The sequence below is a fragment of the Flavobacterium praedii genome (assembly GCF_026810365.1).
GTDB lineage: Bacteria > Bacteroidota > Bacteroidia > Flavobacteriales > Flavobacteriaceae > Flavobacterium > Flavobacterium praedii.
The window spans coordinates 2,310,171-2,333,947 of sequence record NZ_CP113948.1 but is presented as its reverse complement, the minus strand read 5'-3'; the positions used below and the strand labels follow the sequence as shown (position 1 = coordinate 2,333,947).

Here is a 23,777-nt window from a genome sequence, read left to right as displayed (position 1 = left end):
TATACTTTTGGTTTTGCGGATTATAATTAGGTTAAAACAATTTCTGGGAACAAAACAAAAAAATCCGTCAAGAACGAATTCAAGACGGATTTATTTGATTGAGAGATCTTAATACATTGTACTAAAATCTTAATACTCTGATATTACATCATTCCAGGCATACCTCCACCCATGTGAGCTCCACCTGCATTTTCTTCTTTGATGTCAATTAATGCACACTCAGTTGTCAATATCATTCCCGCAACTGAAGCTGCATTTTCTAATGCAATACGAGTTACTTTTTTAGGATCGATAATTCCAGCTTTTAGCATATCAACATATTCGTCAGTTTTGGCATTGTATCCAAAATCTCCCGTTCCTTCAGAAACTTTTGCAACTACTACAGAACCTTCAAGACCAGCATTTTCTACAATTGTTCTCAAAGGAGATTCTACTGCACGAGAAATGATTTGGATTCCTGTTTTTTCATCTGCATTATCTGCAACAATTGCGCTAAGTGCATTTTTAGCTCTCAATAAAGCTACTCCACCTCCTGCAACAATTCCTTCTTCAACTGCTGCGCGAGTTGCATGAAGCGCATCGTCAACACGGTCTTTTTTCTCTTTCATTTCTACTTCAGAAGCAGCACCAACATAAAGAACAGCAACACCTCCAGCTAATTTAGCCAAGCGCTCTTGCAATTTTTCTTTGTCATAATCAGAAGTCGTAGTTTCCATTTGACCTTTGATTTGGTTCACACGATTTTTGATCATATCTGCTTCACCAGCACCACTTACAATGGTAGTGTTGTCTTTGTCGATAGTTACTCTTTTTGCAGTACCCAACATTTCAAGAGTAGTATTTTCTAAAGTGTATCCTCTTTCTTCAGAGATTACAGTTCCACCAGTTAAGATAGCGATATCTTCTAGCATTGCTTTTCTTCTGTCTCCAAAACCTGGTGCTTTTACAGCTGCGATTTTCAAGGCTCCACGTAATTTATTTACTACAAGAGTTGATAAAGCTTCCCCATCAACATCTTCTGCAATAATTAATAATGGTTTTCCTGTTTGTGCTATTGGTTCAAGTATTGGCAATAATTCTTTTAGAGAAGAAACTTTTTTGTCATACAAAAGGATGTATGGACTTTCTAGTTCTGCTTCCATTTTTTCTGGATTGGTTACAAAGTATGGAGAAAGGTATCCTCTGTCAAATTGCATTCCTTCCACAACATCTACATAAGTATCCGTCCCTTTGGCTTCTTCCACAGTGATTACTCCTTCTTTACCCACTTTTGCAAAAGCATTAGCGATTAATTCACCAATAACTTCATCATTATTAGCAGAAATAGAAGCAATTTGTTTTATTTTTTCAGAATCACTTCCTACTACTTTGGCTTGTTTGGCAAGGTCTGCAACAATAGCTTCAACCGCTTTGTCGATACCACGTTTCAAATCCATTGGGTTTGCACCTGCAGCAACGTTTTTTAATCCTTCTTTCACAATGGCTTGTGCCAATACAGTAGCAGTAGTTGTTCCATCTCCAGCCAAATCATTGGTTTTTGAAGCTACTTCTTTTACCATTTGAGCACCCATGTTTTCCAATGGATCTTTCAATTCTATTTCTTTGGCTACAGTAACACCATCTTTGGTTACGTTTGGTCCACCAAAAGATTTTCCAATAATTACGTTACGACCTTTTGGTCCAAGGGTCACTTTTACTGCATTCGCCAATGCATCAACTCCACGTTTCAATCCGTCACGTGCTTCAATATCAAATTTTATATCTTTTGCCATTTTTTTTTTGTTTAAAGTTTGAAAGTTTAAATTTTCAAGTTTTTGTTCCACCTTCGGGGTTAGGGGACTAAATTATTGCAAGGATATCATCCTCACGCATAATTAGGTAATCTTTTCCCTCTAATTTTAATTCTGTTCCAGCGTATTTTCCGTAAAGTACAGAATCTCCAATTTTTACTGTCATCGTATGGTCCTTAGTTCCATTTCCTACTGCTACAACAGTGCCTTTTTGTGGTTTTTCTTTAGCCGTATCTGGAATAAAAATCCCTGACGCAGTTTTCGTTTCAGCTGCAACTGGTTCAATAAGAACTCTATCTGAAAGTGGTTTAATGTTTAAAGTCATGATTTTATATTTTTGTTGTTTTTTAATGATTTATACATTTCAGAAATTATGCCATTGTTTGATAACTGCCATTATTTCTTATAAAAAATGCCAGCTTTGACAGGCTGGCACTTAAAGTATTTATGTGAAATAAATTATTTTGCTGGTGTTGCAGGTGTGTTTTGTACAGGTGCATTTTGAACTGGAGCAGTTTTTGGTGCTGCAGATTCTGTTTTGTCAATAATTTTTGAATCAGAATCACTCAAAGTTCCAGTGAAACTTAATCCTGAAAGTAAAATTAATGCAATTAATATAGTAGCCAATGTCCAAGTACTTTTGTCTAAAAAATCAGTAGTTTTTTGTACACCACCTAACATTTGAGAGCCACTTATTGTAGAAGATAATCCACCTCCTTTAGGGTTTTGAACCATAATTACTACGATCAATAGAAAACATACTATTGTAATTAAAACTAAAAAAATTGAAAACATACTATTTATTGTTAATTGTTATTTTGTTGTACTATTTTAATATCTTTTATACGGTCTGCAAAGAAACTACTTTTTTCTGGATATTTCAAAATTAATATTTCATAAGCTTGTATTGCTTTCTGATATTTTTTTTGTTCCAAATATACTTTAGCCAAAGTTTCCGTCATTAAATAAGAGTTATCTTCTTTGTTAAGGTCCAAATTCGGGGTAAATACTACTCCGGGTTTAATGGGAGGGATTTTTGGACTGGTTTCAATGAATTTGTCGATTAGTTCTGCTTTTTTCTTTTTATCCTCGTCAATAATAGGTTCTTTTGCCATTCTTTTATTTTCTGTCGGATTTTCTCTTATTATTGGTTGTATCCTTGAAATTTGAAGCCATTGATGAAAGGAATGTGTTTCTGATTTTGAAAAATCTAATGGTTTTCCAATTTCTAATTTTTTTTCAGCTTCGGTTGTTTCAGCTTCATTCTTTGTTGGTGTCGCTTCTTTAATGGAATCAAGTATCGATTGTTCTATATTTTTATCAATTTCTGCTTTTTCAAAAGTAATGCCATGATAGTTCTCGGTATTTAATGTGGCTTCTTTTATCGAAGTAAGAATGGATTGTTCTAAAGGTGTTGCTGCAATTGTAGGTATTTCTTCTTTTTCAATAATCTGACTGTCAATTACTGTTATGTTGAGAAGTTCTTGTATCTTTTTTTCGTACGTCTTTTTTTGAATGGCGGTGAACGATTCTGAAGTGATAAAATTAAAAAGTACACTTCGGTCTGTTGTATGTGCAGCTGCAATTTTTAGAGCAAAATTATATTTGTAGCTATTTTGATTGTAAAGCCCTTTCAATCTTAAAGCTCTAGCACTTTGAAAATAAGGAAATTCATCCAATACTTTTTCTAAAGCTACCGTTTGAATTTCATTGATCTCTTCGGGTTGATTTAATAAATAATTATAGCTACTAATGTTCATTTGTTTAGAATATATTCTGTGATTTAAGTTTCTTTTGTTTATAATTCAAATTTTATAAAGTTGATTTTTTCTAGCCTAACGCTGCGAATCTGAATCCGATTTTTTCTTTAAAAGATTACCATTTTGCAAGTGATTCATTAAAAATATCTTGTGTGATTCTTTCGAAAATTTCTTTGATTGCGGCATCTTTCGTTGCTCCAGTCAATTGCTGGGATGCTGGATAATCATAATAAAATTCAAAGTTTTTTTCGAAATCATCTGCTTCTTTCTTTTTATTTGTAAAGCGAACATTTATTCGAATTTTTAATCGGTTTTGTGAAGCTTGTTGATCAGCTGTTGCAGTCATTGGACTGATTCTGTAATCTGTAATTTCACCTTCATAGGTTAAGTCTGCTCCGTTTTTTACTAATTGCAAATTGGTTTGACCTTGAATTAACTCTTGTAAAGTTAGTGTAAAAGTTCTGTCTATACCCGGTTCTATAAGTTCTGCATTATTTTGAAAAAAATTCACCTGATAAGTTTTGGCGTCAATTTTGCCAGTACCCGTAAAGTTGTAAACCGAACAACTGCTTAGAAGAAATGAACTAATTATTAAAAAAAAATAGGATGTTTTTTTCATACGAAGTGAATAATTGTATTTTTATTGGCTTAGGTTTTCACCATTTTTAATCTTTGTTTCTCTCATCGGTTTGTTTTTACTTTGTAACTCGATGATTTTTAGTGTTTTTTGAAATCACATCGATTTCTTAAATGGTGTAAATTCTAAATTGTTTTAAATTTCAAATGTACAAAAATTGGATTTGGAATTTAAATTTTAAATTTTTGTTATAAATCAAATTGTTTTATTTTTCGATACAAAGTGCGTTCGGAAATTCCTAACTCATCGGCAGCTGCTTTTCGTTTTCCTTTGTTTTTTTCTAATGATTTTTTAATCATTTCGATTTCTTTTTGTTCGAGTCGCAACACTTCTTCCTCTTCGATGGTTTCGGCTAAGAGATAATTGTTCGAATCTTGTTCTTCATATTCTTGTTCTATATTAGTATTAGATAGATATGATGTTCTTGGTTCTTCTTCAAAATCTATTTCGCTATCCTCTTCTTTGGCACCATATATTTTTTTGATAAGTGATTTGTTGGTTTCCTGTACATTGGAATTGCCATTTTGCATTAATTCTAAAGTTAGTTTTTTTAGATCATGCAGATCACTTTTCATATCAAAAAGGACTTTGTATAAAATCTCTCTTTCGGTATTAAAATCGCTATCGTTTTTTTTGTCTTTTATAACCGAAGGTAAATTATTGCCTTCTGATGGTAAATAGGTTTGCAATGTAGCTGCTGTAATATCTCTGTTTGTTTCTAAAACCGAAATTTGTTCAGCAACATTTCGTAATTGTCTAATATTACCACTCCAACGAAATTTTTGCAGTAATAAAATTGCGCTTTCATCCAGTTTTAAAGGAGGCATTTTGTATTTGTTTGCAAAATCGGCTACAAATTTTCGAAACAATAAATGAATATCTTCTTTGCGTTCTCGAAGCGGAGGCAAAGTGATGTCTACCGTACTCAAACGGTAATACAAGTCTTCACGAAATTTGCCTTTCTCGATAGCTTTGAATAAATTGACATTCGTTGCTGCTACGATTCGGACATTTGTTTTTTGAACTTGTGATGAACCCACCTTTATGAACTCTCCATTTTCTAAAACACGCAACAAACGTACTTGAGTTGTCAATGGTAATTCACCAACTTCATCAAGAAAAATAGTTCCTCCATTGGCTACTTCAAAATACCCTTCACGAGTGCTAGTTGCACCTGTAAAAGCTCCTTTTTCGTGTCCAAAAAGTTCACTGTCAATGGTTCCTTCTGGTATGGCACCACAGTTTACAGCAATGTATTTTCCGTGTTTTCTATGAGATAAAGAATGTATAATCTTTGGGATATTTTCTTTCCCAACACCACTTTCACCAGCCACCAAAACCGAAATATCAGTAGGAGCAACCTGTATGGCTTTTTCTATCGCACGATTGAGCTTTGGGTCATTCCCAATAATCTCAAATCGTTGTTTTATTGATTGTACTGTATCCATTTGCTTTTAGTCTTTTTAGTTTAAGGTTTACTTTTTCAATTTCTTAGCTAACTTTAAATCTAAATTTTTAAACTTTATTTATTAATGAAATATAAGTTTTCTACTATTGAGGTTATTTCAGCGTATCTTTTTGGATAGCAGTTTTTTCAACCTTGTGTTTTGGAAAATAGGTTCTAATAGTATAGAATGTGGTTCCAAAAGCAACGATAAAAGTAATTAAAGCGACAAGTATATTTTTTTTAGTCATATTAATTTTTTTAGTTTTTGAAGCCTTTTTTGTAGCTGATTAAATGTAATTTTATTTAACCACAAATCACACAAATTATCACAAATTCGTATTTCATGTATTAATTAGCCTTTTGTGAACTAATGATTTATTTTGAAAATTTGCAATAATCCCTATCGGGGTGTCAGCTAGTTTCATATAGTTTAATGTTTGCGCTAGATGGTCATTGCTAATTTCTTTTATTGATTTTACTTCGATAATAATGTCTGAATAGACTACAAAATCGGCATAAAATTTATGTGGTAAAATGACACCTTTGTATTCTACTGCATATTCTTTCTCTCTTTCATAAGGGATATTATGATTTCTGAATTCTATTTCTAAAGCATCTTTATAAACTATTTCGAGTAAACCAGGACCTAAAAGTCGATGCACTTCCATACATAGTCCAACGATTTCGTAGTTTTCATTCTTTTTATAATAAAAGTCATTAGAATCAGTCATTTTGTAAATTTATTCAAGAAATTAATTTGTGATAATTTGTGTGATTTGTGGTGAAAAAATCAATTCATACTTGAAAATCCAACCGCTTCACCTTTCAAAGTTCCAGAGGTACAAGATGTAATTTTCACATTTACAAAATCTCCTATTTTATAATTCTCTTTCGGAAAAACTACAGTTATACTTTGTGAATTTCTTCCCGAAAACTCTTCCTTAGATTTTTTCGAAACTTTTTCGACTAAAACTTCAACTGTTTTACCAATATATTCCTCAGAACGACTCCAAGCATGCTTTTGTTGTAAATCCACAATTTCCTGCAATCTTCTTGCTTTGACAGTTTCTGGAACATCATCTTCCATTTTTCTTCCCGCTAAAGTTCCCGGACGTTCGGAATAGCTGTACATATAACCAAAATTATATTTTACATACTCCATCAAACTCAAAGTGTCTTGATGATCTTCCTCTGTTTCGGTCGGAAAGCCCGAAATCATATCTTGTGAGATGGCTCCGTCTGGAATAATAGAACGAATTTTGTCAATCAAATCCATATATTCCTCTCGGGTATGTAAACGATTCATCTCCTTCAAGATTCGATTGCTTCCTGATTGTACAGGTAAGTGAATATGCTTGCAAATGTTAGGATATTTGGCAATGACGTGCAAAATGCTTTCATGCATATCCTGTGGATTCGATGTCGAAAAACGAATACGCATTTTCGGGAAACCCACCGCTACCATTTCCAATAATTGATCAAAATCTACTGCTGTTGCTTTTTGCATTTCAGTTGCATTGACGAAATCCTTTTTCAATCCGCCACCGTACCACAAATAACTATCTACGTTCTGACCTAAAAGGGTGATTTCCTTAAAGCCTTTGTCCCACAAATCCTGAATTTCATTCATGATACTTTGGGGTTCACGGCTGCGCTCACGCCCACGAGTGAAAGGTACCACGCAAAACGTACACATATTATCACAACCTCTAGTAATAGAAACGAGAGCTGTTATTCCGTTACTCATCAAACGAACAGGCGAAATATCACCATACGTTTCTTCTTTCGATAAAATCACGTTGATGGCATCACGTCCTTCTTCAACCTCACTCAATAAATTCGGTAAATCTTTGTAGGCATCAGGACCTACAACAAGGTCTACAATTTTCTCTTCGTCAAGAAATTTCTCTTTCAAACGTTCCGCCATACAGCCTAGAACGCCCACTTTCATCTTTGGATTAATGCGTTTTACGGCATTGTATTTCTCCAGACGTTTGCGTATCGTTTGTTCGGCTTTGTCCCGAATCGAACAAGTATTGACCAAAACCAAATCAGCTTCTTCCAAGACCGAAGTGGTGTTATATCCGCCATCAGACAATATTGATGCCACAATTTCACTGTCCGAAAAATTCATCGCACAGCCGTAGCTTTCTATAAAAAGTTTTTTGGTGTTCTCTGGTTTATGTTCCAGAACAAGGCTATTTCCTTGTTTGCTTTCTTCAATTATCTTTTCCATTGGGTATTTTCAAAGTGCAAAGATAAGGCAAATACAGTGATTATGACAAGATGTCAGCCGAAGAATTAACAACTTTTTATGTCCTTTTATAATGGAATTGAAAGCTGTGTTTTATAGAGGAGCTATTTCCCGCTTTCCGTTACAAGTCCTCACAAAAAAAGTAAAGTTTCCAAAGTCCTAGAAAGAGCTTCCTTTGGTCGCTTTTCTAGAACAGGAAACTTTTACTTTTTTCGCTCCGGGCTTTTCACTGTAATCGGGGCTAGGCATTCGTTTTCAGAATTGCATTTTGTGGAATTTAATACCCTAGCAGTTTTTCAGGACCTATTAGGTATTTAGTTAGTTTTTTCTCCAATATAAATTCCTATTTACTGTTATGGAATTCGAAACTCTTTCAAAAGAAAACCATTGGCCACTGTTTTAAATTCGGCCAATTGATTTTGAATCCAGTTTTCATCATGTCCTAATTCTTTCGCTAGTAAATGTGCCACTTTATCAGCACTAGCAATTGCAGCTCGAGCATCCAAAAATAGCAACCGGACGCGTCTCGCCAAAACATCCTCAACCGTAGTAGCCATTTCTTGGCGAATAGCCCAAACGACTTCAGCTAATGTATAATTGTAATTTGGATGTAGTTTTTCTTTCAATTCAGGTTTGCTTTCTTGTATTTCTATGATTGCTGTTTTATCTGTTCCATAAATATATAAGTGATTTTCAAAATCTTCAGCACAGTTTTTCTTATTTCCATGAATAGCCAAATGTTCCGTTTTACATTTTTTTTTCGGTAACTGATGCACTTTGATGGCTTTGTCAATAATGTCTTCTGCAATTTTTCGATACGTGGTCCATTTGCCGCCAGTGATGGTGATTAATCTGGATTCGGATACAATTATTTTGTGGCTACGAGAGACTTCTTTGGTGCTTTGTCTTTTTTTTTCAGGTGCTGCCAAAGGTCTTAACCCTGCAAAAACCGAAAGGACATCGCTTCTTGTTGGTTTCTTAGTTAAGTATCTTTGAGCTGTTTTCAGTACAAAATCAATTTCTTCTTCGAGTGCTATTGGTTCAAGATCTGATTTTTTTACCAAAGTATCAGTAGTTCCCATAATAATTTTATCGTGCCACGGCACAGCAAAAAGTACTCTTCCGTCACTTGTTTTTGGAATCATTAAAGCATTCTCTCCTTGTAAAAAAGTTTTGTCAAATACCAAATGGATACCTTGACTTGGAACAATATATTTTTTATAAACCGTATCGTTCATCTTCATAATAGCATTGGTAAATACTCCCGTTGCATTAATCACAGCTTTGCCTTGTATCGTATATTCCTCTCCTGATTTTTGGTCAGAAGCTATGACTCCTATAATATGGTTTTTATCGTCTTTTAGTAATTGTGTAACTTTTAAATAATTGACTACGCAAGCTCCCTTTTCTATTGCAGTTTGTGCTAGGTTAATCGCGAATCGGGAATCGTCAAATTGACCGTCGTGGTAGAGGACACCACTTTGCAATCCTTTTGATTCTATGGATGGGATTAATTCCAGTGTCTTTTCTTTCGATAAATATTTTGAACTTCCAAGACTTAGTTTTCCAGCTAATAAATCATATAATTTTAATCCAATGGTATAAAAATAGCCACCCCACCAATTGTAATTAGGAATAATGAAGGATTCGTTTTTGACCAAGTGTCCCGCGTTTTTTTTCATTAAACCTCGTTCTTTTAAAGCTTCTATGACAAGGGATAAATTACCTTGTTCTAAATAACGAACACCTCCGTGAGCTAATTTAGTGCTTCGGCTTGAGGTTCCTTTGGCAAAATCTACCGCTTCTAAAAGTGTAGTATTAAAACCTCTACTTGCCGCATCCACCGCAACACCTAAGCCATTGGCGCCACCGCCAATTACGATGAAGTCCCAAATTTGGTTTTTTTTGAGTTTTTCTAGTTGTTCATTTCGATTCATTATATAATAGTAAAGGTTAGATTTGGTCTTTTGTAGTAAATTTAACTAATTATTTAAAGGTTTTACTAAAAAAATAAATATAAGTTCAAGTTGTCCTTACCTATATATTATAGTAGGAAAAGAAAGGTTTGTTTTCTTAATTGTAAAAGGACTTCTTGTAGTAATTGACTTTAATTGTTGTTTTTCAATCTTAGTTATTTACATTTAGCATTAATAATAAAAGGCTAAATAATTAGGAGTTTTGTTTGGTAGGAATGGTTTGTTTGCCGATTAAAATGGTTTTTAAAATCAAGGAAAGGCCGATATTTAAAAAAAAAAATTACTTTTGCGGTTCAAACATAAGCAAAATGGCAAAGAATTTAGTGATAGTTGAGTCCCCTGCAAAGGCAAAAACAATCGAGAAATTTCTAGGAAGTGATTATCAGGTAGAGTCAAGTTATGGGCATATAGCCGATTTGCCTTCCAAAGAAATTGGGGTTGATGTTGAAAACGGATTTAAACCCAAATATGAAGTTTCCGCAGATAAAAAAGCATTAGTGTCCAAATTAAAGACTTTAGCCAAAAATGCCGATATGGTTTGGTTAGCTAGTGATGAGGATCGCGAAGGAGAAGCTATTTCGTGGCATCTTGCTGAAGAATTGAAACTTAAAAAAGAAAAAACAAAACGTATTGTTTTTCATGAGATTACCAAGTCGGCTATTCTTAAAGCTATTGATAAACCTCGTGAAATTGATTATAATTTAGTTAATGCACAGCAGGCTCGAAGAGTTTTGGATCGTTTGGTTGGTTATGAATTATCACCGGTGCTTTGGAGAAAAGTCAAAGGAGGTTTGTCTGCCGGACGTGTTCAATCGGTTTCAGTACGCTTGATTGTGGAAAGAGAACGCGAAATTCAAAATTTTACTGCAGTGGCAACGTATTCTGTAGTGGCTGAATTTACAAACGAAGTAGGAAAGTCTTTCAAAGCAAAACTTCCAAAAAATTTCAATACAAAAAAAGAAGCCGAAGATTTTTTAAAACAAAACATAGGTTCTACATATAAGGTAGCTGATTTAGAAACCAAGCCTACCAAAAAGTCTCCTACATCACCTTTTACAACTTCGACTTTACAACAAGAAGCTGCTAGAAAATTGTATTTGCCTGTTGGAATAACCATGCAATTAGCACAACGTTTGTATGAAGCTGGACTTATTACATATATGAGAACAGATAGTGTAAACTTGTCCAAAGATGCTATGGATGCTGCACAAGCCGAAATAATTAAGTCTTATGGAAAAGAATTTTCTAATCCACGTACTTTTGTCAATAAAAGCAAAGGGGCACAAGAAGCTCACGAAGCCATTCGTCCAACTGATATGTCTCTTCATACTGTTGATATTGATAGAGATCAAGCTCGATTGTATGATTTGATTTGGAAACGAACTTTAGCTTCTCAGATGAGTGACGCTAAATTAGAACGTACCAATGTAAAAATTGAAGCAAATAATCACGAAGAAATATTTACTGCTTCTGGAGAGGTTTTGCTTTTTGAAGGATTCCTAAAAGTTTATCTTGAAGGACACGATGATGAAGAAGAGGAACAAGAGGGATTGTTGCCTGCATTGAAGGTTAATGAGACATTACAAAATAATTACATAACTGCAACCGAAAGATATTCTAGAGCAGCTGCAAGATATACTGAAGCTTCTTTAGTAAAAAAATTAGAAGAACTTGGAATAGGTCGTCCTTCAACTTATGCTCCTACGATTTCTACAATTATCAACAGAAATTATGTTGAAAAAGGTAATCTAGAAGGGCAAGAGAGAAATTATACGCAGCTGACTCTGCAATCGGGTAAAATGATAGAGAAGTTGCTCAAAGAAAACACAGGTTCTGATAAAGGGAAATTAGTTCCTACGGATATTGGTACAATTGTTACCGATTTTTTGGTAAAAAACTTTGGAAACATTTTGGACTATAATTTCACAGCTAAAGTTGAACATGATTTCGATGAAATTGCTGAGGGAAATATTGAATGGACAAAGATGATGCAGGAGTTCTACGATCAATTTCACCCAACAGTAAAAGATGTTGAAGCCAATGCGGATAGAGAAAGTGGAGAAAGAATATTGGGGATTGATCCTGAATCTGGTAAGCCGGTTTCAGTTCGTTTGGGTAAATTTGGACCAATGGCACAAATTGGCGATGCTGAAGATGAAGATAAAAAATTTGCAAGCCTCAGAAATGAACAAAATATTGGTAATATAACTTTAGAAGAAGCATTAAATTTATTTCTGCTTCCAAAAAACTTGGGTACATATAAAGATGAAGAAGTAGAAGTGAGTAATGGTCGTTATGGGCCTTATGTACGACACGGATCTGTTTTTATATCTTTACCAAGAGGGGAGGATCCTTTGGATGTTTCTATGGTAAGAGCTCAAGAATTAATAGATGAAAAAGCGATTGCCGATGCACCAATTGCTGTTTATAAAGGCGAAGGAGTACAAAAGGGGACTGGTCGCTTTGGTCCGTTTATAAAATGGAACGGAATTTTTATTAATGTAAGTAAGAAATACGATTTTAATAATTTATCTCAATCAGATATTGAAGCTTTAATTGAAGATAAACTTCAAAAGAATATTGATAAAGTGCTTCATAACTGGGAAGATGAAGGGATTTTGGTTGAAAAAGCACGATGGGGTCGATCTGTTATTACAAAAGGCAAAATAAAAATTGAATTGAGCAAAGATGTTGATGCTACAAAATTGACATTGGCAGAAGTTCAGGAAATGATTGCTAAAAAAACACCCGCTAAAAAAGTTGCAGCAAAAAAAACGACAACAACTAAGAAACCAGCTGCTACGAAGCCCGCTGCCAAAAAAGCTGTTGCAAAAAAGAAATAAAGAATAACATTCAAACGATTCGCTCTTTTTCATAAATAAGTGTTGTTTTGGTGTGAAATAAGGAATGAAAAAATATAAAAAATGGAGTTTGACTTTTTAGAACCATTAGATAAGGAATTTCTAAATCATATTTTAGAATTGTCTGCTCAACAATTTGGTAGTAAAATTGTTATACATACTAATGATGCTATACCCGATTTGGATAAAATTGATATTGCAATAATTGGTGTTTTGGAAAATAGAGGCAATAAGAACGGAAGTAATGATAATGATTTAAGCGCTATTCGGAAACAATTGTATGGAATGTATCCAGGAAATTGGAAAGCTACTATTGCTGATTTAGGAAATATTCTTGCTGGTAACACAAAAGAAGATACTTTTTTTGCACTGAAGAAAATTATATCGAGTCTTGTAAAGAAGAAAATCATCCCTTTAGTTATTGGAGGTTCTCAAGATTTGACTTATGCAATGTATCGTGCTTATGATAATTTAGAGCAAATGGTCAATTTGGTGGCTATCGATAGTAAGTTTGATTTTGGAAGGGAAAATGAAGGAATCAGTTCAGATTCTTTTTTGACAAAAATTATTATTGAAGAACCTAATAATTTGTTTAATTTTTGTAACATTGGATATCAAACCTATTTCAATTCTCAAGAAGAAATCGATTTAGTTGAGAAATTGTTTTTCGATGCATATCGACTAGGCGAGGTGTCAAATAATATTTCAATTGCTGAACCCGTTTTTAGAGATGCTGATTTAGTTAGTATCGATTTAAATAGTGTGAAATCAGCTGATTCTGGCAATTTTAATGTTTTCAATCCAAATGGTTTTAATGGAAAAGAAATTTGCTCTTTGTCCAGATATGCCGGCATAAGTGATAAAGTAAGTTCTTTTGGTGTTTTTAACCATCATAATACGAAACAAGAGGCAGTTTTAATAGCTCAAATATTTTGGTATTTTATCGAAGGATACCACTATAGATCAAATGAATATCCTTTTGGAAGCAGGGAAAATTATTTAAAATATATTGTCCCATTAGAAGATGAGGATTTGATTTTTTATAAAAGTGATAAAACAGATAGATGGTGGATTGAAATACCATTTATTTCAAGTTCGAACAATAAGTTAAAAAAAAATACGTTGTTACCGTGTTCGTATGAAGAATATTTAGCTGCTTGTAATCAAGAAATGCCTGAAAGATGGTGGAAAGCTCAAAGAAAAAATGTTGTTTGATTTTGAAAAGTCTTTTTTTGTATTGACTTTTAATGATTAGAAATGTTAAAATTATGCAAATACTTTAGTCATTTCTGATATACTTACAAATTTTTTAAAAAAGTGTTTTTTATCGCACTTTTTAATCGCTTTAACGACAAAATATTTTTTTTTAAGAAATTTTAATATACATTTGACCAAATAATTACAGACTAAAAAAGTATTGTTTTTTAGGTTAAAAATAAATAGGTTTGCAGTCTTAAGATAATAATGAATAGATAACCCCAATTTTTATGAAGAATTTCATTGCATTTACGGCAATTTTAACAGTGTTGATTAGCTGTGGTAGATCAAGCGACAAAGGTGAGTTGGTTGGTGTAAAAGGAGCAAAATGGCATCCCGAAAAACCTTATGGAATGACATTAGTGCCAGGAGGTTCATATATAATGGGTAAATCAGATGATGATGTTGCTCATGTAGGTGATGCTCCAACAAAAACTGTAACTGTAAGGTCTTTTTATATGGACGAAACTGAGATTACAAATAGCGAATACCGTCAGTTTGTAGAATGGGTAAAAGATTCTACAATCCGTTTTCGTTTAGCTATTTTAGCAGAAGATAGTGGTCAAGGTGCCGCTAGTGATGCTAAAGGTAAAGGAAAAAGTAATGGTGGTAGTATAGCAGATTATTCTTTTAATGATTCTGATCCAGAGAAAATGTCTGCATATGATAAATACATGTATGAAAATTATTACAGTATTGGTACTGATAAGGATCCAAATGCATATAAAAGGTTAAATAGAAAAGCTAAATTAATTAAGGATACCAAAAAATATCCAGACGAATACTATGTAGAAGTTATGGATTCTATGTATCTGCCTCTAGAAGCTTCCTATAATGGATTGAGAACTATAGATGTAAATAAATTAAAATTCCGTTATACTTGGATGGATATTCAGGCAGCTGCTAAAGCAAAAGTTGGTAAAAGGCAAGATTTTATAAGAACTGAAGAGGTAAAAGTATATCCTGATACTACGGTTTGGATTAAAGATTATGCTTACTCCTACAATGAGCCAATGCATAATGATTATTTTTGGCACAAAGCTTATGGGGAATATCCTGTAGTAGGTGTTACTTGGAGTCAGGCCAAAGCTTTTTGTGCGTGGAGAACGTTAAATAAAAACAGCTATTTAAAGTCAAAGAAAAATCATGTTGACAATGTAAATTCATTTAGATTACCAACAGAAGCAGAATGGGAATATGCTGCTAGAGGTGGTTTAGAATCTGCTACTTTTCCATGGGGTGGCCCTTATACAAAAAGTGATAGAGGCTGTTTCTTAGCAAACTTTAAGCCTAATAGAGGTGATTATGCAGCTGATAATGCTTTGTATACTGTAGAAGCTAAATCGTATGAAACTAATGGATTTAACTTATACAACATGGCTGGTAATGTTGCAGAATGGACGGACTCTGCTTATGATGCAAATTCTTATGATTTTGTTTCTACAATGAATCCTGCTGTTATTGATAATTCTAATAAACGTAAAGTTATAAGAGGTGGATCTTGGAAAGATGTTTCTTATTTCCTTCAGGTAAGTACTCGTGCTTTTGAGTATTCAGATTCTGCCAGAAGTTACATTGGATTCAGAACAGTTCAAGATTATATGGGTACTCAAACAACCGGTAATAGTACAAGTAAAAAAAAATAACCTAAATCAATTTAAATAAACCTAATAAATTAACTAAAAAAAATTACAAAGATGGCTATATTGAGCAAAAAAACAATGAATTTTACGTATGGAATGGGAGCGGCAGTAGTAATTATTGGAGCACTTTTTAAAATTCAACATTACCCTGGAGCAAGTGCATTATTAATTGTTGGTCTTTGTACTGAGGCTTTTATTTTTGCTCTTTCTGCATTTGAACCAGTTGAACATGAATTGGATTGGTCTTTGGTGTATCCAGAATTAGCGGGCGGTGAAAAGATTGTGCGAAATGATGTGGTTTCTGAAGATGCAGATGGTATGTTATCTGCAAAATTAGATGCAATGTTAAAAGAAGCTAAGATTGATGGAGCTTTAATGAATAGTCTAGGAACTAGCATCAGAAATTTTGAAGATGCTTCTAGAAATATTTCTCCAACGGTTGATTCAATTGCTGCTACAAAAAAATATAGTGAAGAATTATCTATGGCTGCTGCTCAAATGGAATCTTTAAATAGTCTTTATAAAGTTCAATTAGAAAGTGCATCAAGAAATGCTGAAGCTAATAAAGAAATTGCTGAAAACGCTAGCAAATTAAAAGAACAAATGCAATCAATGACCGCAAATATTGCTTCTTTAAATAATGTTTATGGAGGAATGCTTACTGCAATGAGTAATAAAGGATAATTAGTTTTTTAACTATTTAAATAAATTAATAATAAACTAATTAGAAAAAATGGCAGGAGGAAAACTAACCCCTAGACAGAAGATGATTAACCTTATGTATTTGGTTTTCATTGCAATGTTAGCATTAAATATGTCCAAAGAAGTATTATCAGCTTTTGGATTAATAAACGAAAGATTTGAAACTGCAAATGGTTTGGCTATAACATCAAATGAGGCTATTTTAGCAGATTTGGATATGAAAGCTCAAGACAAACCAGAGCAATATAAAGTTCCTAATGAAATCGGAAAAAAAGTAGCTATTGCATCGTCTACTTTTTACAAGTATATTGAATCTCTTAAACAAGGTTTTACTAAAGATATTGAAAGAGAAAAAGACGGTAAATTGCCATACGAGACTATGGATAATTCATCAAAATTAGATGAATCTTGGTTTAGTGGTGATGGATTATCAGCAAAAGGTAAAGAAGTAGCAGCTGCTATTGATACTTACAAATCTACTATAGTAGCTACTTTAGGAAATGATCCTAAGTTTAAAGATATTGTAGCTGAATTTAATACTAAATTTAATACTGGTGATGTTGTAGATAAAGAGGGTGTAAAGAAAAATAATTTAGATTATAATTTTAAACATTTTCCTTTAATAGCGTCAGTTGCTAAATTAACAGCTACTCAAAATGATGTTAATACTATCGAAAATCAAATTTTAAGCAGATTAACTGGTGCAACTGCTGTAGCTGCAGCATCTATGAAAAATTATACTGCTATTGTAATTCCTGAGAAATCAGCTTTCTTTTCTGGTGAAGCGGTAAAGGGAAAAATTGTACTAGGTCGTTTTGATAAATCTACAGTACCTACAAAAGTTGTGGTGAACGGTAGTAATCTTAATCTTGGATCTGCGCTACATGATGGTCAAGTTGATTTTAGTTTTGGTGCCGGTAATGTTGGTGAACATGATATTAATGGTAATTTTACTTTTATGGAAGATGGTAAACCTGTTGCGATTCCAATTATTGGTAATTATGTAGTAGTACCTAAACCAAATTCTGCTACAATTTCTGCTGATAAAATGAATGTTGTATACAGAGGAGTTACTAATCCTATGACTATTTCTTTTGCTGGTATTTCAGCTGACAAAGTTAGTGCTTCTGCACCTGGATTAAGTTCTGCAGGTAAAGCTGGAGCTTACAATATGAATCCTGGTCAGGGATCTGAAGTAGTTATCAATGTGACTGGAACTTTGCCTGATGGATCTAAAGTTTCTGATAAAAAGACCTATAGAATCAAAGGTATACCACCTCCAGTTGGAGCTATTGGTGGAGAAATGGGAGTTGTAAAAGGAGCGAAATCTCGTTTGGAAGTTTCTCAAGTTTCAGCAAAATTACCTGATTTTGATTTTGATGTAAAATTAAATGTAGTTGGGTTTACGTTAAAAGTTGCTGGACAAGCTGCTGTAATAGTATCTGGAGATAGAGTTAATGCTCAATGTAAAACTGCTTTAGCAAGAGCAACAAGAGGTGACCAAGTAACGATTTCAGATATTAAAACTAAATTAGTTGGTTCGGATATCATGCTTTCAAGAACTGCCGTAGTAATTTACGAAATACAATAATATTTAAGTTAAAAATTTACCTACTTAAATAACTTAATAATTAATTAAAGATGAAAACTAAAAATTTAGTAGCTGTTGTAGCATTTGTTGCAGGAAGTTTTGCTTCATTCGCACAATCTAATTTGCTTAATGCTAAAACACCGGATCAAATAGGTGTAAAGACTAAATCTCAAGTGTCCCTTGATAATGATAAACCATTAGCTTATGGTTATGTTGATGATAGAGATATTTTAATGGGAAAAACAACTTGGGAGATTGTTGATTTGAGCGAACGTTTTAATTTTCCTCTTTATTTCCCTATTGATTCTGTTAATATAGGTAAAGACAGGAGATCTTTGTTTGATGTATTAATAAAAGGGATTAAAACAAATAAGATAACTGAAGTGTATACGGATGATTATTTTAATACTAAAAGAACCTTTAAGGATATGAGTAGTTCATTTACTTACATTGATACAACTGATGCTGGTAAAGAAATTATTAATGCGAATCGTGATGCTTATTTTCCGAAAGAAACTGTTACTTATAAAACTGTAAAAGGAAAAAGAGAGAAAGTTATTATTCCTGCAGCTGCTGGACAGGTTTTAGATCCTCAGTTTATTAATAAAAAGGAATTAACAGCTCAAGATATTACTGGATACAAATTGAAAGGATATTGGTATTTTGATAAACGTCAAAGTGAGTTGAAATATCGTTTGTTAGGAATTTGTCCTATTGCTCCTGAAGCTAGAGAAGTTGGTAATGACAATCCAGATTATATCGATTTGTTTTGGATATTTTATCCTTCTGTTCGAGATTATCTTCACGGTTATTTAGCATTTAATGAAAAAAATTCTTCTATGCCAATTTCTTTTGATAGGATTTTAGATTCACGACAATTTAGTGGTATTATTTACAAGGAAGAAAATGTTTATGGTGACCGTTTAATTACTGAATATGTAAATGAAAATGCATTGAATCAGTTATTAGAATCGGATAGAATTAAAGATAAAATTCGTGATTTTGAACACGATATGTGGAATTACTAAAACTCCATTATTTTATAATAAAAACTCTTACTTTATTTAGGTAAGAGTTTTTTGTTTTTTAATTATTACAAAGTTATGATTGATTATTTAATTGTTGGTTCTGGACTTGCTGGTATTTCTTTTGCTGAATGTGCTTTGAGATATAATAGAAGTATATTGGTATTTGATAATGATTCTCAGAATTCTTCCAAAATTGCAGGTGGATTATATAATCCTGTTATATTGAAACGTTTTAGCGAAGTATGGCGTGCTAAAGAACAACTGGAAATAATGAGTGATTTTTATTCTAATTTAGCTTCTAAAATTCAAATCAAATTTGATTTTAGAATTCCAATTTTGCGTAAGTTTTATTCTATTGAAGAGCAAAATAATTGGTTTGCTGCTTCCGATAAAGAGTCTTTAGCTTCTTTTTTGTCAACCAGTTTGTGTTTTAAAAATTATGATGGAATAGAGTCTCCTTTTGGATATGGTGAAGTATTACAAACGGGTTACCTTGATACTGCCGCATTGCTTGTAAACTATCAAAAATATCTTTTGTCGCATTCACTTTTGGTCAAGGAAACTTTTGATTATGATGCATTAATCATTCAAGAGGATTTTATTACTTATAAAGGTATAAAAGCAAGAAATGTTGTTTTTGCCGAAGGTTTTGGTTTGCATTCTAATCCTTTTTTTAATCAATTGCCTTTGGATGGGACAAAAGGGGAATTGTTTATTATTAAAGCTCCAAATTTGAATTTAGATGTTATTGTTAATACCAGTGTTTTTATTTTGCCATTAGGGAATGATTTGTTTAAAGTTGGAGCAACATACAATTGGAAAGACAAAACCGATTTGCCCACAGAAGAAGGAAAAAATGAATTGATGGAACGAGTTCGTGAAATAATTTCCTGTGAATTTGAAGTTGTTCAACATTTTGCAGGAGTTCGACCTACCGTAAAAGATAGAAGACCGCTAGTGGGTACCCACGACCAATACAAAAGATTTCATATTTTGAATGGTTTAGGCACACGCGGGGTAATGCTTGGTCCAGCAATGGCTAAAGCATTGTTTGATCATATAGAAAATGATTTTATATTGGATAAAGAAATAGATATAAAGAGATTTACCAATAAAAAAGGAAAAAAATCTTAGTTATTTTTTTGTGGTAGGATCATAAGATACGAACATATTGATATAAATGTTTCTTGACCATCGCAATACTATTGGAAAACATATTATTAATGTTGCAATAATGATGATAAAGGAAGTTTTTATACTAGCATTAAAAAAAAGATAGGATACTATAAATGCAGCTATTCCTAAAGCAACATTTAATCCATAACTTACATACATTGCACCGTAAAAAAAAGAAGGTTCAATTTGATATTTAAGGCCACAATGGCTGCAATTTTCATTCATTTTGAGAACTGAACCTAAATGTAAAGGATTTTTATCCACATACATACTCTCATTCATGCATTTTGGACAAGTTCCTGTTAAAATGCTATATAATTTGGATCCTTTTTTTAACATTTGCAAAAAAATTAATTTTTCTATTTTTAGAAAGCACAAATTTACTAATACATTAAGGAATAAAATAATTAATAGATGCTTAATATACATAATTTATCGGTTTCGTTTGGTGGTTCTTATTTGTTTGAAGAAGTTACTTTTCGTTTGGGAGCTGGAGACCGTGTTGGTCTTGTTGGAAAGAATGGAGCAGGGAAATCGACTATGCTTAAAATACTGGCAAAAGATTTTGCTCCAGATTCAGGAGTAATTTCGCAAGAAAAAGAAATTCGGATGGGGTTCTTGCGTCAGGATATTGATTTTGAAGTGGGTAGAACCGTTTTAGAAGAAGCTTACGAAGCATTTACTGAAATAAAAATAGTTGAAAAAAAATTAGCTGACATCAATCATCAATTGGTTACTCGAACTGATTATGAAAGTGAAGAATACAGTCAAATTATTGAAGATCTTTCGGATTATACACATCGTTTTGATTTATTAGGGGGCTATAATTATGTAGGTGATACCGAGAAGATTCTTTTAGGGTTGGGTTTCAAACGTGAAGTTTTTGACAATCAAACCGAAACTTTTTCAGGAGGTTGGAGAATGCGTATCGAATTAGCGAAATTATTATTGCAATCGAATGATGTTTTATTACTGGATGAGCCTACAAACCACTTGGATATTGAAAGTATTATTTGGCTAGAAAGTTTTTTGCGCAGTTATCCTGGAGTTGTTGTTATTGTTTCGCACGATAAAATGTTTTTGGATAACGTAACCAACAGAACTATTGAAATATCACTTGGTAAAGCATACGATTTTAATAAACCGTATTCTCAATATCTTGAATTACGTCATGAAATTCGTGAAAAGCAATTGGCTACTCAAAAAAATCAAGCTAAAAAAATAGAAGAAACCGAAAAATTAATTGAGAAGTTTAGGGCTAAAGCCTCTAAAGCTTCTATGGCACAGTCTTTAATTAAAAAGCTGGACAAAGTAGAACGTATTGAAGTGGACGAAGATGATAATTCGGTGATGAATATTTCGTTTCCAGTTTCAAAAGAACCGGGTAGAGTAGTTATAGAAGCTGAAAATGTAACTAAAAGCTACGGTGACAAAACGATTCTTAAAGATATTAGTTTGTTAGTAGAGCGTGGAAGTAAAATTGCTTTTGTTGGTCAAAATGGACAAGGAAAATCAACTTTCATAAAAGCCATTGTTGATGAATTTGAATATCAAGGGTCTATTAAGCTTGGGCATAATGTACAATTGGGTTATTTTGCTCAAAATCAAGCAGAATATTTAGATGGCGAAATTACTTTGTTGCAAACGATGGAAGATGCGGCTATGGATACCAACCGTATGAAAGTGCGCGATATGCTGGGTTCTTTTTTGTTTCGTGGAGATGATGTTGAAAAAAAGGTTAAAGTCCTTTCTGGAGGTGAAAGAAACCGTTTGGCGCTTTGTAAATTATTGCTGCAACCAATCAATGTTTTGTTAATGGATGAACCTACCAATCACTTAGACATTAAATCTAAGAATGTATTGAAAGCGGCTTTGCAAAAGTTTGGAGGAACTTTATTGCTGGTTTCTCACGATAGAGATTTCTTGCAAGGAATGTCAAATATTGTTTATGAATTTAAAGATCAGAAAATTAAAGAATATTTAGGAGATATCAATTATTTCTTAGAAGAACGCAATATGGAAAATATGCGTGAAGTGGAGAAAAAAGATGCCTTGAAAGCAACTAATGCAAAGGAAAGCAACAAAGCTTCCTACGAAGATCAAAAAAAGGGAAAGGCTCTGCAAAACAAATTAAGCAAAGTAGAAAGTCAAATAAAGCAATTGGAAAAAGATATTCAGCATGATGATAAGTTATTAGCTTCTAACTATGATAAGCATATTGAAGATGCATCCTTTTTTATTGCCTATAACAAAAAGAAAGCGGAGTTGGATAAATTGCTACTTGATTGGGAAATTGTCCAGGAAGAAATTGATAATTTGTAGAAAATAAAATACAGAGAATAGTAAATTGAGGTCAGTAAGTAGGTATTAGAAAGATCAAATTTGTTATCTGAGCTAAGCGAAAGTTTGTCTATTTTGACGAACTTTCGCTTTCTTTTTTTGTCTAAATTCTTAATGAAATCTGCCTTCTGAAATCTGCCTTCTGAAATCTGTAAACTGATTACTCTTTAAAAGGGCTTCTTTCTTTCCAAACAATTTCGGGTTCTAATAATGGAAATATTTTTGGAACGTGTTTGTTTATTTGTGAATTATTGTGTTCCATAAAGCCATACATTTCCAATGGTTTTGCCCCAACTGAACTCTTGATTTCTAAAGCAGTTCTTGAAAATATAATTTCTTTGAATCCTTTATTAATAGAATAGGCAATCATGTCATAAAGCATGTTTAAATACAACATTTTATCTTTTTGAATTGTATCATCATAACCCAAAAAATAGGTGTCGATCGCATTTCCATTTTTGATTAACGTATTGAAACCAATAAGTTTTTCATCTAAAAAGTAACCATAAAATAAAAATTTGTCTTTTAGAATTTCTTTGAAAACTCTAAAATGATTTTTAGTTAGAAAAAAAGTATTAAAAGGGGCGCTTTGTGCAACGTGATGGTATAAATCATAAATAGTATCCTCATACTTAATGATATCTTCCAAATGTAATTTTCTCTTTTCAATCCCTTCTGCTTTTTTTCGGGCTCTTTTGTATTGATCGCGGTATTTTTTGGTTAAGGAATCTATATAATCTTGCTCTGATTTCCATTCCACTTTAATTTTAAAAATCATGTTTGGTTGGATGCAATACCTATAGTTTTTTTTGAATAAATCGATAGTGAAGTTGTCGGCATCTTTTTGAGAATAATCTTTAAAAGTCGTAATGTGAACCTTTTTTCCAATGGATTTAAATCTTGTTTTTAAAGTTTCAGTTGCTTTCTTTAAGGTTTTAATACCTTCTATTGCTGAAATTGAATCTGAAAAAACATAAGAATTTTGGCCCGTAAGCATATTATTTCCAATAAGCAATACATGAGAAGCAAAGTTTTTGAGAATAAATTTCCGGACGGAAGCTTTAACACATCGATCCCTATCTCCAAATGATTCTAATTTATTTAAATCTAAAAACTGTGAAATTGCAATACCAACCAAAATTTTAGCTTCGAAAATACCAATATAATGGCAAGTCATATTAGAAGGGGCAGATTTTTCTAATATTTCAAAATACTCTTTAGATAAAAAAATATTTTTGGAACCTAAATCATCCCAGTTTTCAGGAAGTTGGTCTTTGGTTTCATATATTTGATAAGAAAGAGTTGTTTTCAAATT

General features: G+C 32.8%; 19 protein-coding genes. 8 read left to right on the top strand and 11 right to left on the bottom strand.

The features are described from left to right. Positions 1 to 143: 143 nt before the first annotated feature. From groL to OYT91_RS09920, 9 genes are all read right to left on the bottom strand, one after another. A complete protein-coding gene (gene groL / locus OYT91_RS09960) occupies positions 144 to 1,772 on the bottom strand; it encodes a chaperonin GroEL (RefSeq protein WP_269221866.1) in 1,629 nt (542 codons plus the stop codon). A gap of 67 nt (positions 1,773 to 1,839) precedes the next feature. Next, positions 1,840 to 2,115, bottom strand: coding sequence for a co-chaperone GroES (locus OYT91_RS09955; RefSeq protein WP_077374652.1), 276 nt, complete (start codon positions 2,113 to 2,115; stop codon positions 1,840 to 1,842). A gap of 134 nt (positions 2,116 to 2,249) precedes the next feature. After that, positions 2,250 to 2,585 carry a preprotein translocase subunit SecG gene (secG, locus tag OYT91_RS09950; RefSeq protein ID WP_281237830.1) on the bottom strand — a complete coding sequence of 112 codons (336 nt, stop codon included), beginning with the start codon at positions 2,583 to 2,585 and terminating at the stop codon, positions 2,250 to 2,252. 11 nt (positions 2,586 to 2,596) lie between these two features. Then, positions 2,597 to 3,550 carry a tetratricopeptide repeat protein gene (locus OYT91_RS09945; RefSeq protein WP_281237829.1) on the bottom strand — a complete coding sequence of 318 codons (954 nt, stop codon included), beginning with the start codon at positions 3,548 to 3,550 and terminating at the stop codon, positions 2,597 to 2,599. Between the two features lie 115 nt (positions 3,551 to 3,665). Continuing rightward, positions 3,666 to 4,169, bottom strand: coding sequence for an LptE family protein (locus OYT91_RS09940; RefSeq protein WP_281237828.1), 504 nt, complete (start codon positions 4,167 to 4,169; stop codon positions 3,666 to 3,668). Between the two features lie 206 nt (positions 4,170 to 4,375). Continuing rightward, positions 4,376 to 5,635, bottom strand: a complete 1,260-nt coding sequence (locus OYT91_RS09935) for a sigma-54 interaction domain-containing protein (protein ID WP_281237827.1) — start codon at positions 5,633 to 5,635, stop codon at positions 4,376 to 4,378. 340 nt (positions 5,636 to 5,975) lie between these two features. Continuing rightward, positions 5,976 to 6,365: a GxxExxY protein gene (locus OYT91_RS09930; protein ID WP_281237826.1), complete on the bottom strand. Its 390-nt coding sequence runs from the start codon at positions 6,363 to 6,365 to the stop codon at positions 5,976 to 5,978. A gap of 59 nt (positions 6,366 to 6,424) precedes the next feature. Continuing rightward, positions 6,425 to 7,870, bottom strand: coding sequence for a tRNA (N6-isopentenyl adenosine(37)-C2)-methylthiotransferase MiaB (miaB, locus tag OYT91_RS09925; protein ID WP_281237825.1), 1,446 nt, complete (start codon positions 7,868 to 7,870; stop codon positions 6,425 to 6,427). Positions 7,871 to 8,241: 371 nt separating this feature from the next. After that, positions 8,242 to 9,825 (bottom strand): glycerol-3-phosphate dehydrogenase/oxidase, encoded by a 1,584-nt coding sequence (locus OYT91_RS09920; protein ID WP_281237824.1) that lies wholly within the window; start codon positions 9,823 to 9,825, stop codon positions 8,242 to 8,244. Positions 9,826 to 10,172: 347 nt separating this feature from the next. Between OYT91_RS09920 and topA the strand changes: the two genes are divergently transcribed. The 7 genes from topA to OYT91_RS09885 all read left to right on the top strand — a co-directional run bounded on the left by topA (position 10,173) and on the right by OYT91_RS09885 (position 20,080). Beyond that, positions 10,173 to 12,707 (top strand): type I DNA topoisomerase, encoded by a 2,535-nt coding sequence (gene topA, locus OYT91_RS09915; protein ID WP_281237823.1) that lies wholly within the window; start codon positions 10,173 to 10,175, stop codon positions 12,705 to 12,707. An 81-nt stretch (positions 12,708 to 12,788) separates the two neighbouring features. Further along, positions 12,789 to 13,940: a formimidoylglutamase gene (locus tag OYT91_RS09910; protein WP_281237822.1), complete on the top strand. Its 1,152-nt coding sequence runs from the start codon at positions 12,789 to 12,791 to the stop codon at positions 13,938 to 13,940. 272 nt (positions 13,941 to 14,212) lie between these two features. Continuing rightward, positions 14,213 to 15,628, top strand: a complete 1,416-nt coding sequence (porK, locus tag OYT91_RS09905; protein ID WP_281237821.1) for a T9SS ring complex lipoprotein PorK/GldK — start codon at positions 14,213 to 14,215, stop codon at positions 15,626 to 15,628. 51 nt (positions 15,629 to 15,679) lie between these two features. After that, a complete protein-coding gene (gene porL / locus OYT91_RS09900; protein WP_281237820.1) occupies positions 15,680 to 16,309 on the top strand; it encodes a type IX secretion system motor protein PorL/GldL in 630 nt (209 codons plus the stop codon). Between the two features lie 49 nt (positions 16,310 to 16,358). After that, on the top strand, positions 16,359 to 17,918 hold the full coding sequence (gene porM, locus OYT91_RS09895) for a type IX secretion system motor protein PorM/GldM (RefSeq protein WP_281237819.1): 1,560 nt from the start codon (positions 16,359 to 16,361) through the stop codon (positions 17,916 to 17,918). 50 nt (positions 17,919 to 17,968) lie between these two features. After that, on the top strand, positions 17,969 to 18,946 hold the full coding sequence (gene porN, locus OYT91_RS09890; RefSeq protein WP_281237818.1) for a type IX secretion system ring subunit PorN/GldN: 978 nt from the start codon (positions 17,969 to 17,971) through the stop codon (positions 18,944 to 18,946). 75 nt (positions 18,947 to 19,021) lie between these two features. Beyond that, positions 19,022 to 20,080, top strand: coding sequence for an NAD(P)/FAD-dependent oxidoreductase (locus tag OYT91_RS09885; protein ID WP_281237817.1), 1,059 nt, complete (start codon positions 19,022 to 19,024; stop codon positions 20,078 to 20,080). Here OYT91_RS09885 and OYT91_RS09880 read toward each other — a convergent pair whose 3' ends face one another. Continuing rightward, positions 20,081 to 20,461: a DUF983 domain-containing protein gene (locus OYT91_RS09880; RefSeq protein ID WP_281237816.1), complete on the bottom strand. Its 381-nt coding sequence runs from the start codon at positions 20,459 to 20,461 to the stop codon at positions 20,081 to 20,083. 75 nt (positions 20,462 to 20,536) lie between these two features. Between OYT91_RS09880 and abc-f the strand changes: the two genes are divergently transcribed. Further along, the gene (abc-f, locus tag OYT91_RS09875; RefSeq protein ID WP_281237815.1) at positions 20,537 to 22,444 is read left to right on the top strand and encodes a ribosomal protection-like ABC-F family protein; all 1,908 of its coding nucleotides are present in this window, start codon (positions 20,537 to 20,539) and stop codon (positions 22,442 to 22,444) included. A 178-nt stretch (positions 22,445 to 22,622) separates the two neighbouring features. Here the strand turns inward: abc-f and OYT91_RS09870 are convergent, their stop codons facing one another. After that, entirely contained in the window at positions 22,623 to 23,774 is a 1,152-nt protein-coding gene (locus OYT91_RS09870) for a GNAT family N-acetyltransferase (protein WP_281237814.1), read from the bottom strand. Positions 23,775 to 23,777: the final 3 nt, after the last annotated feature.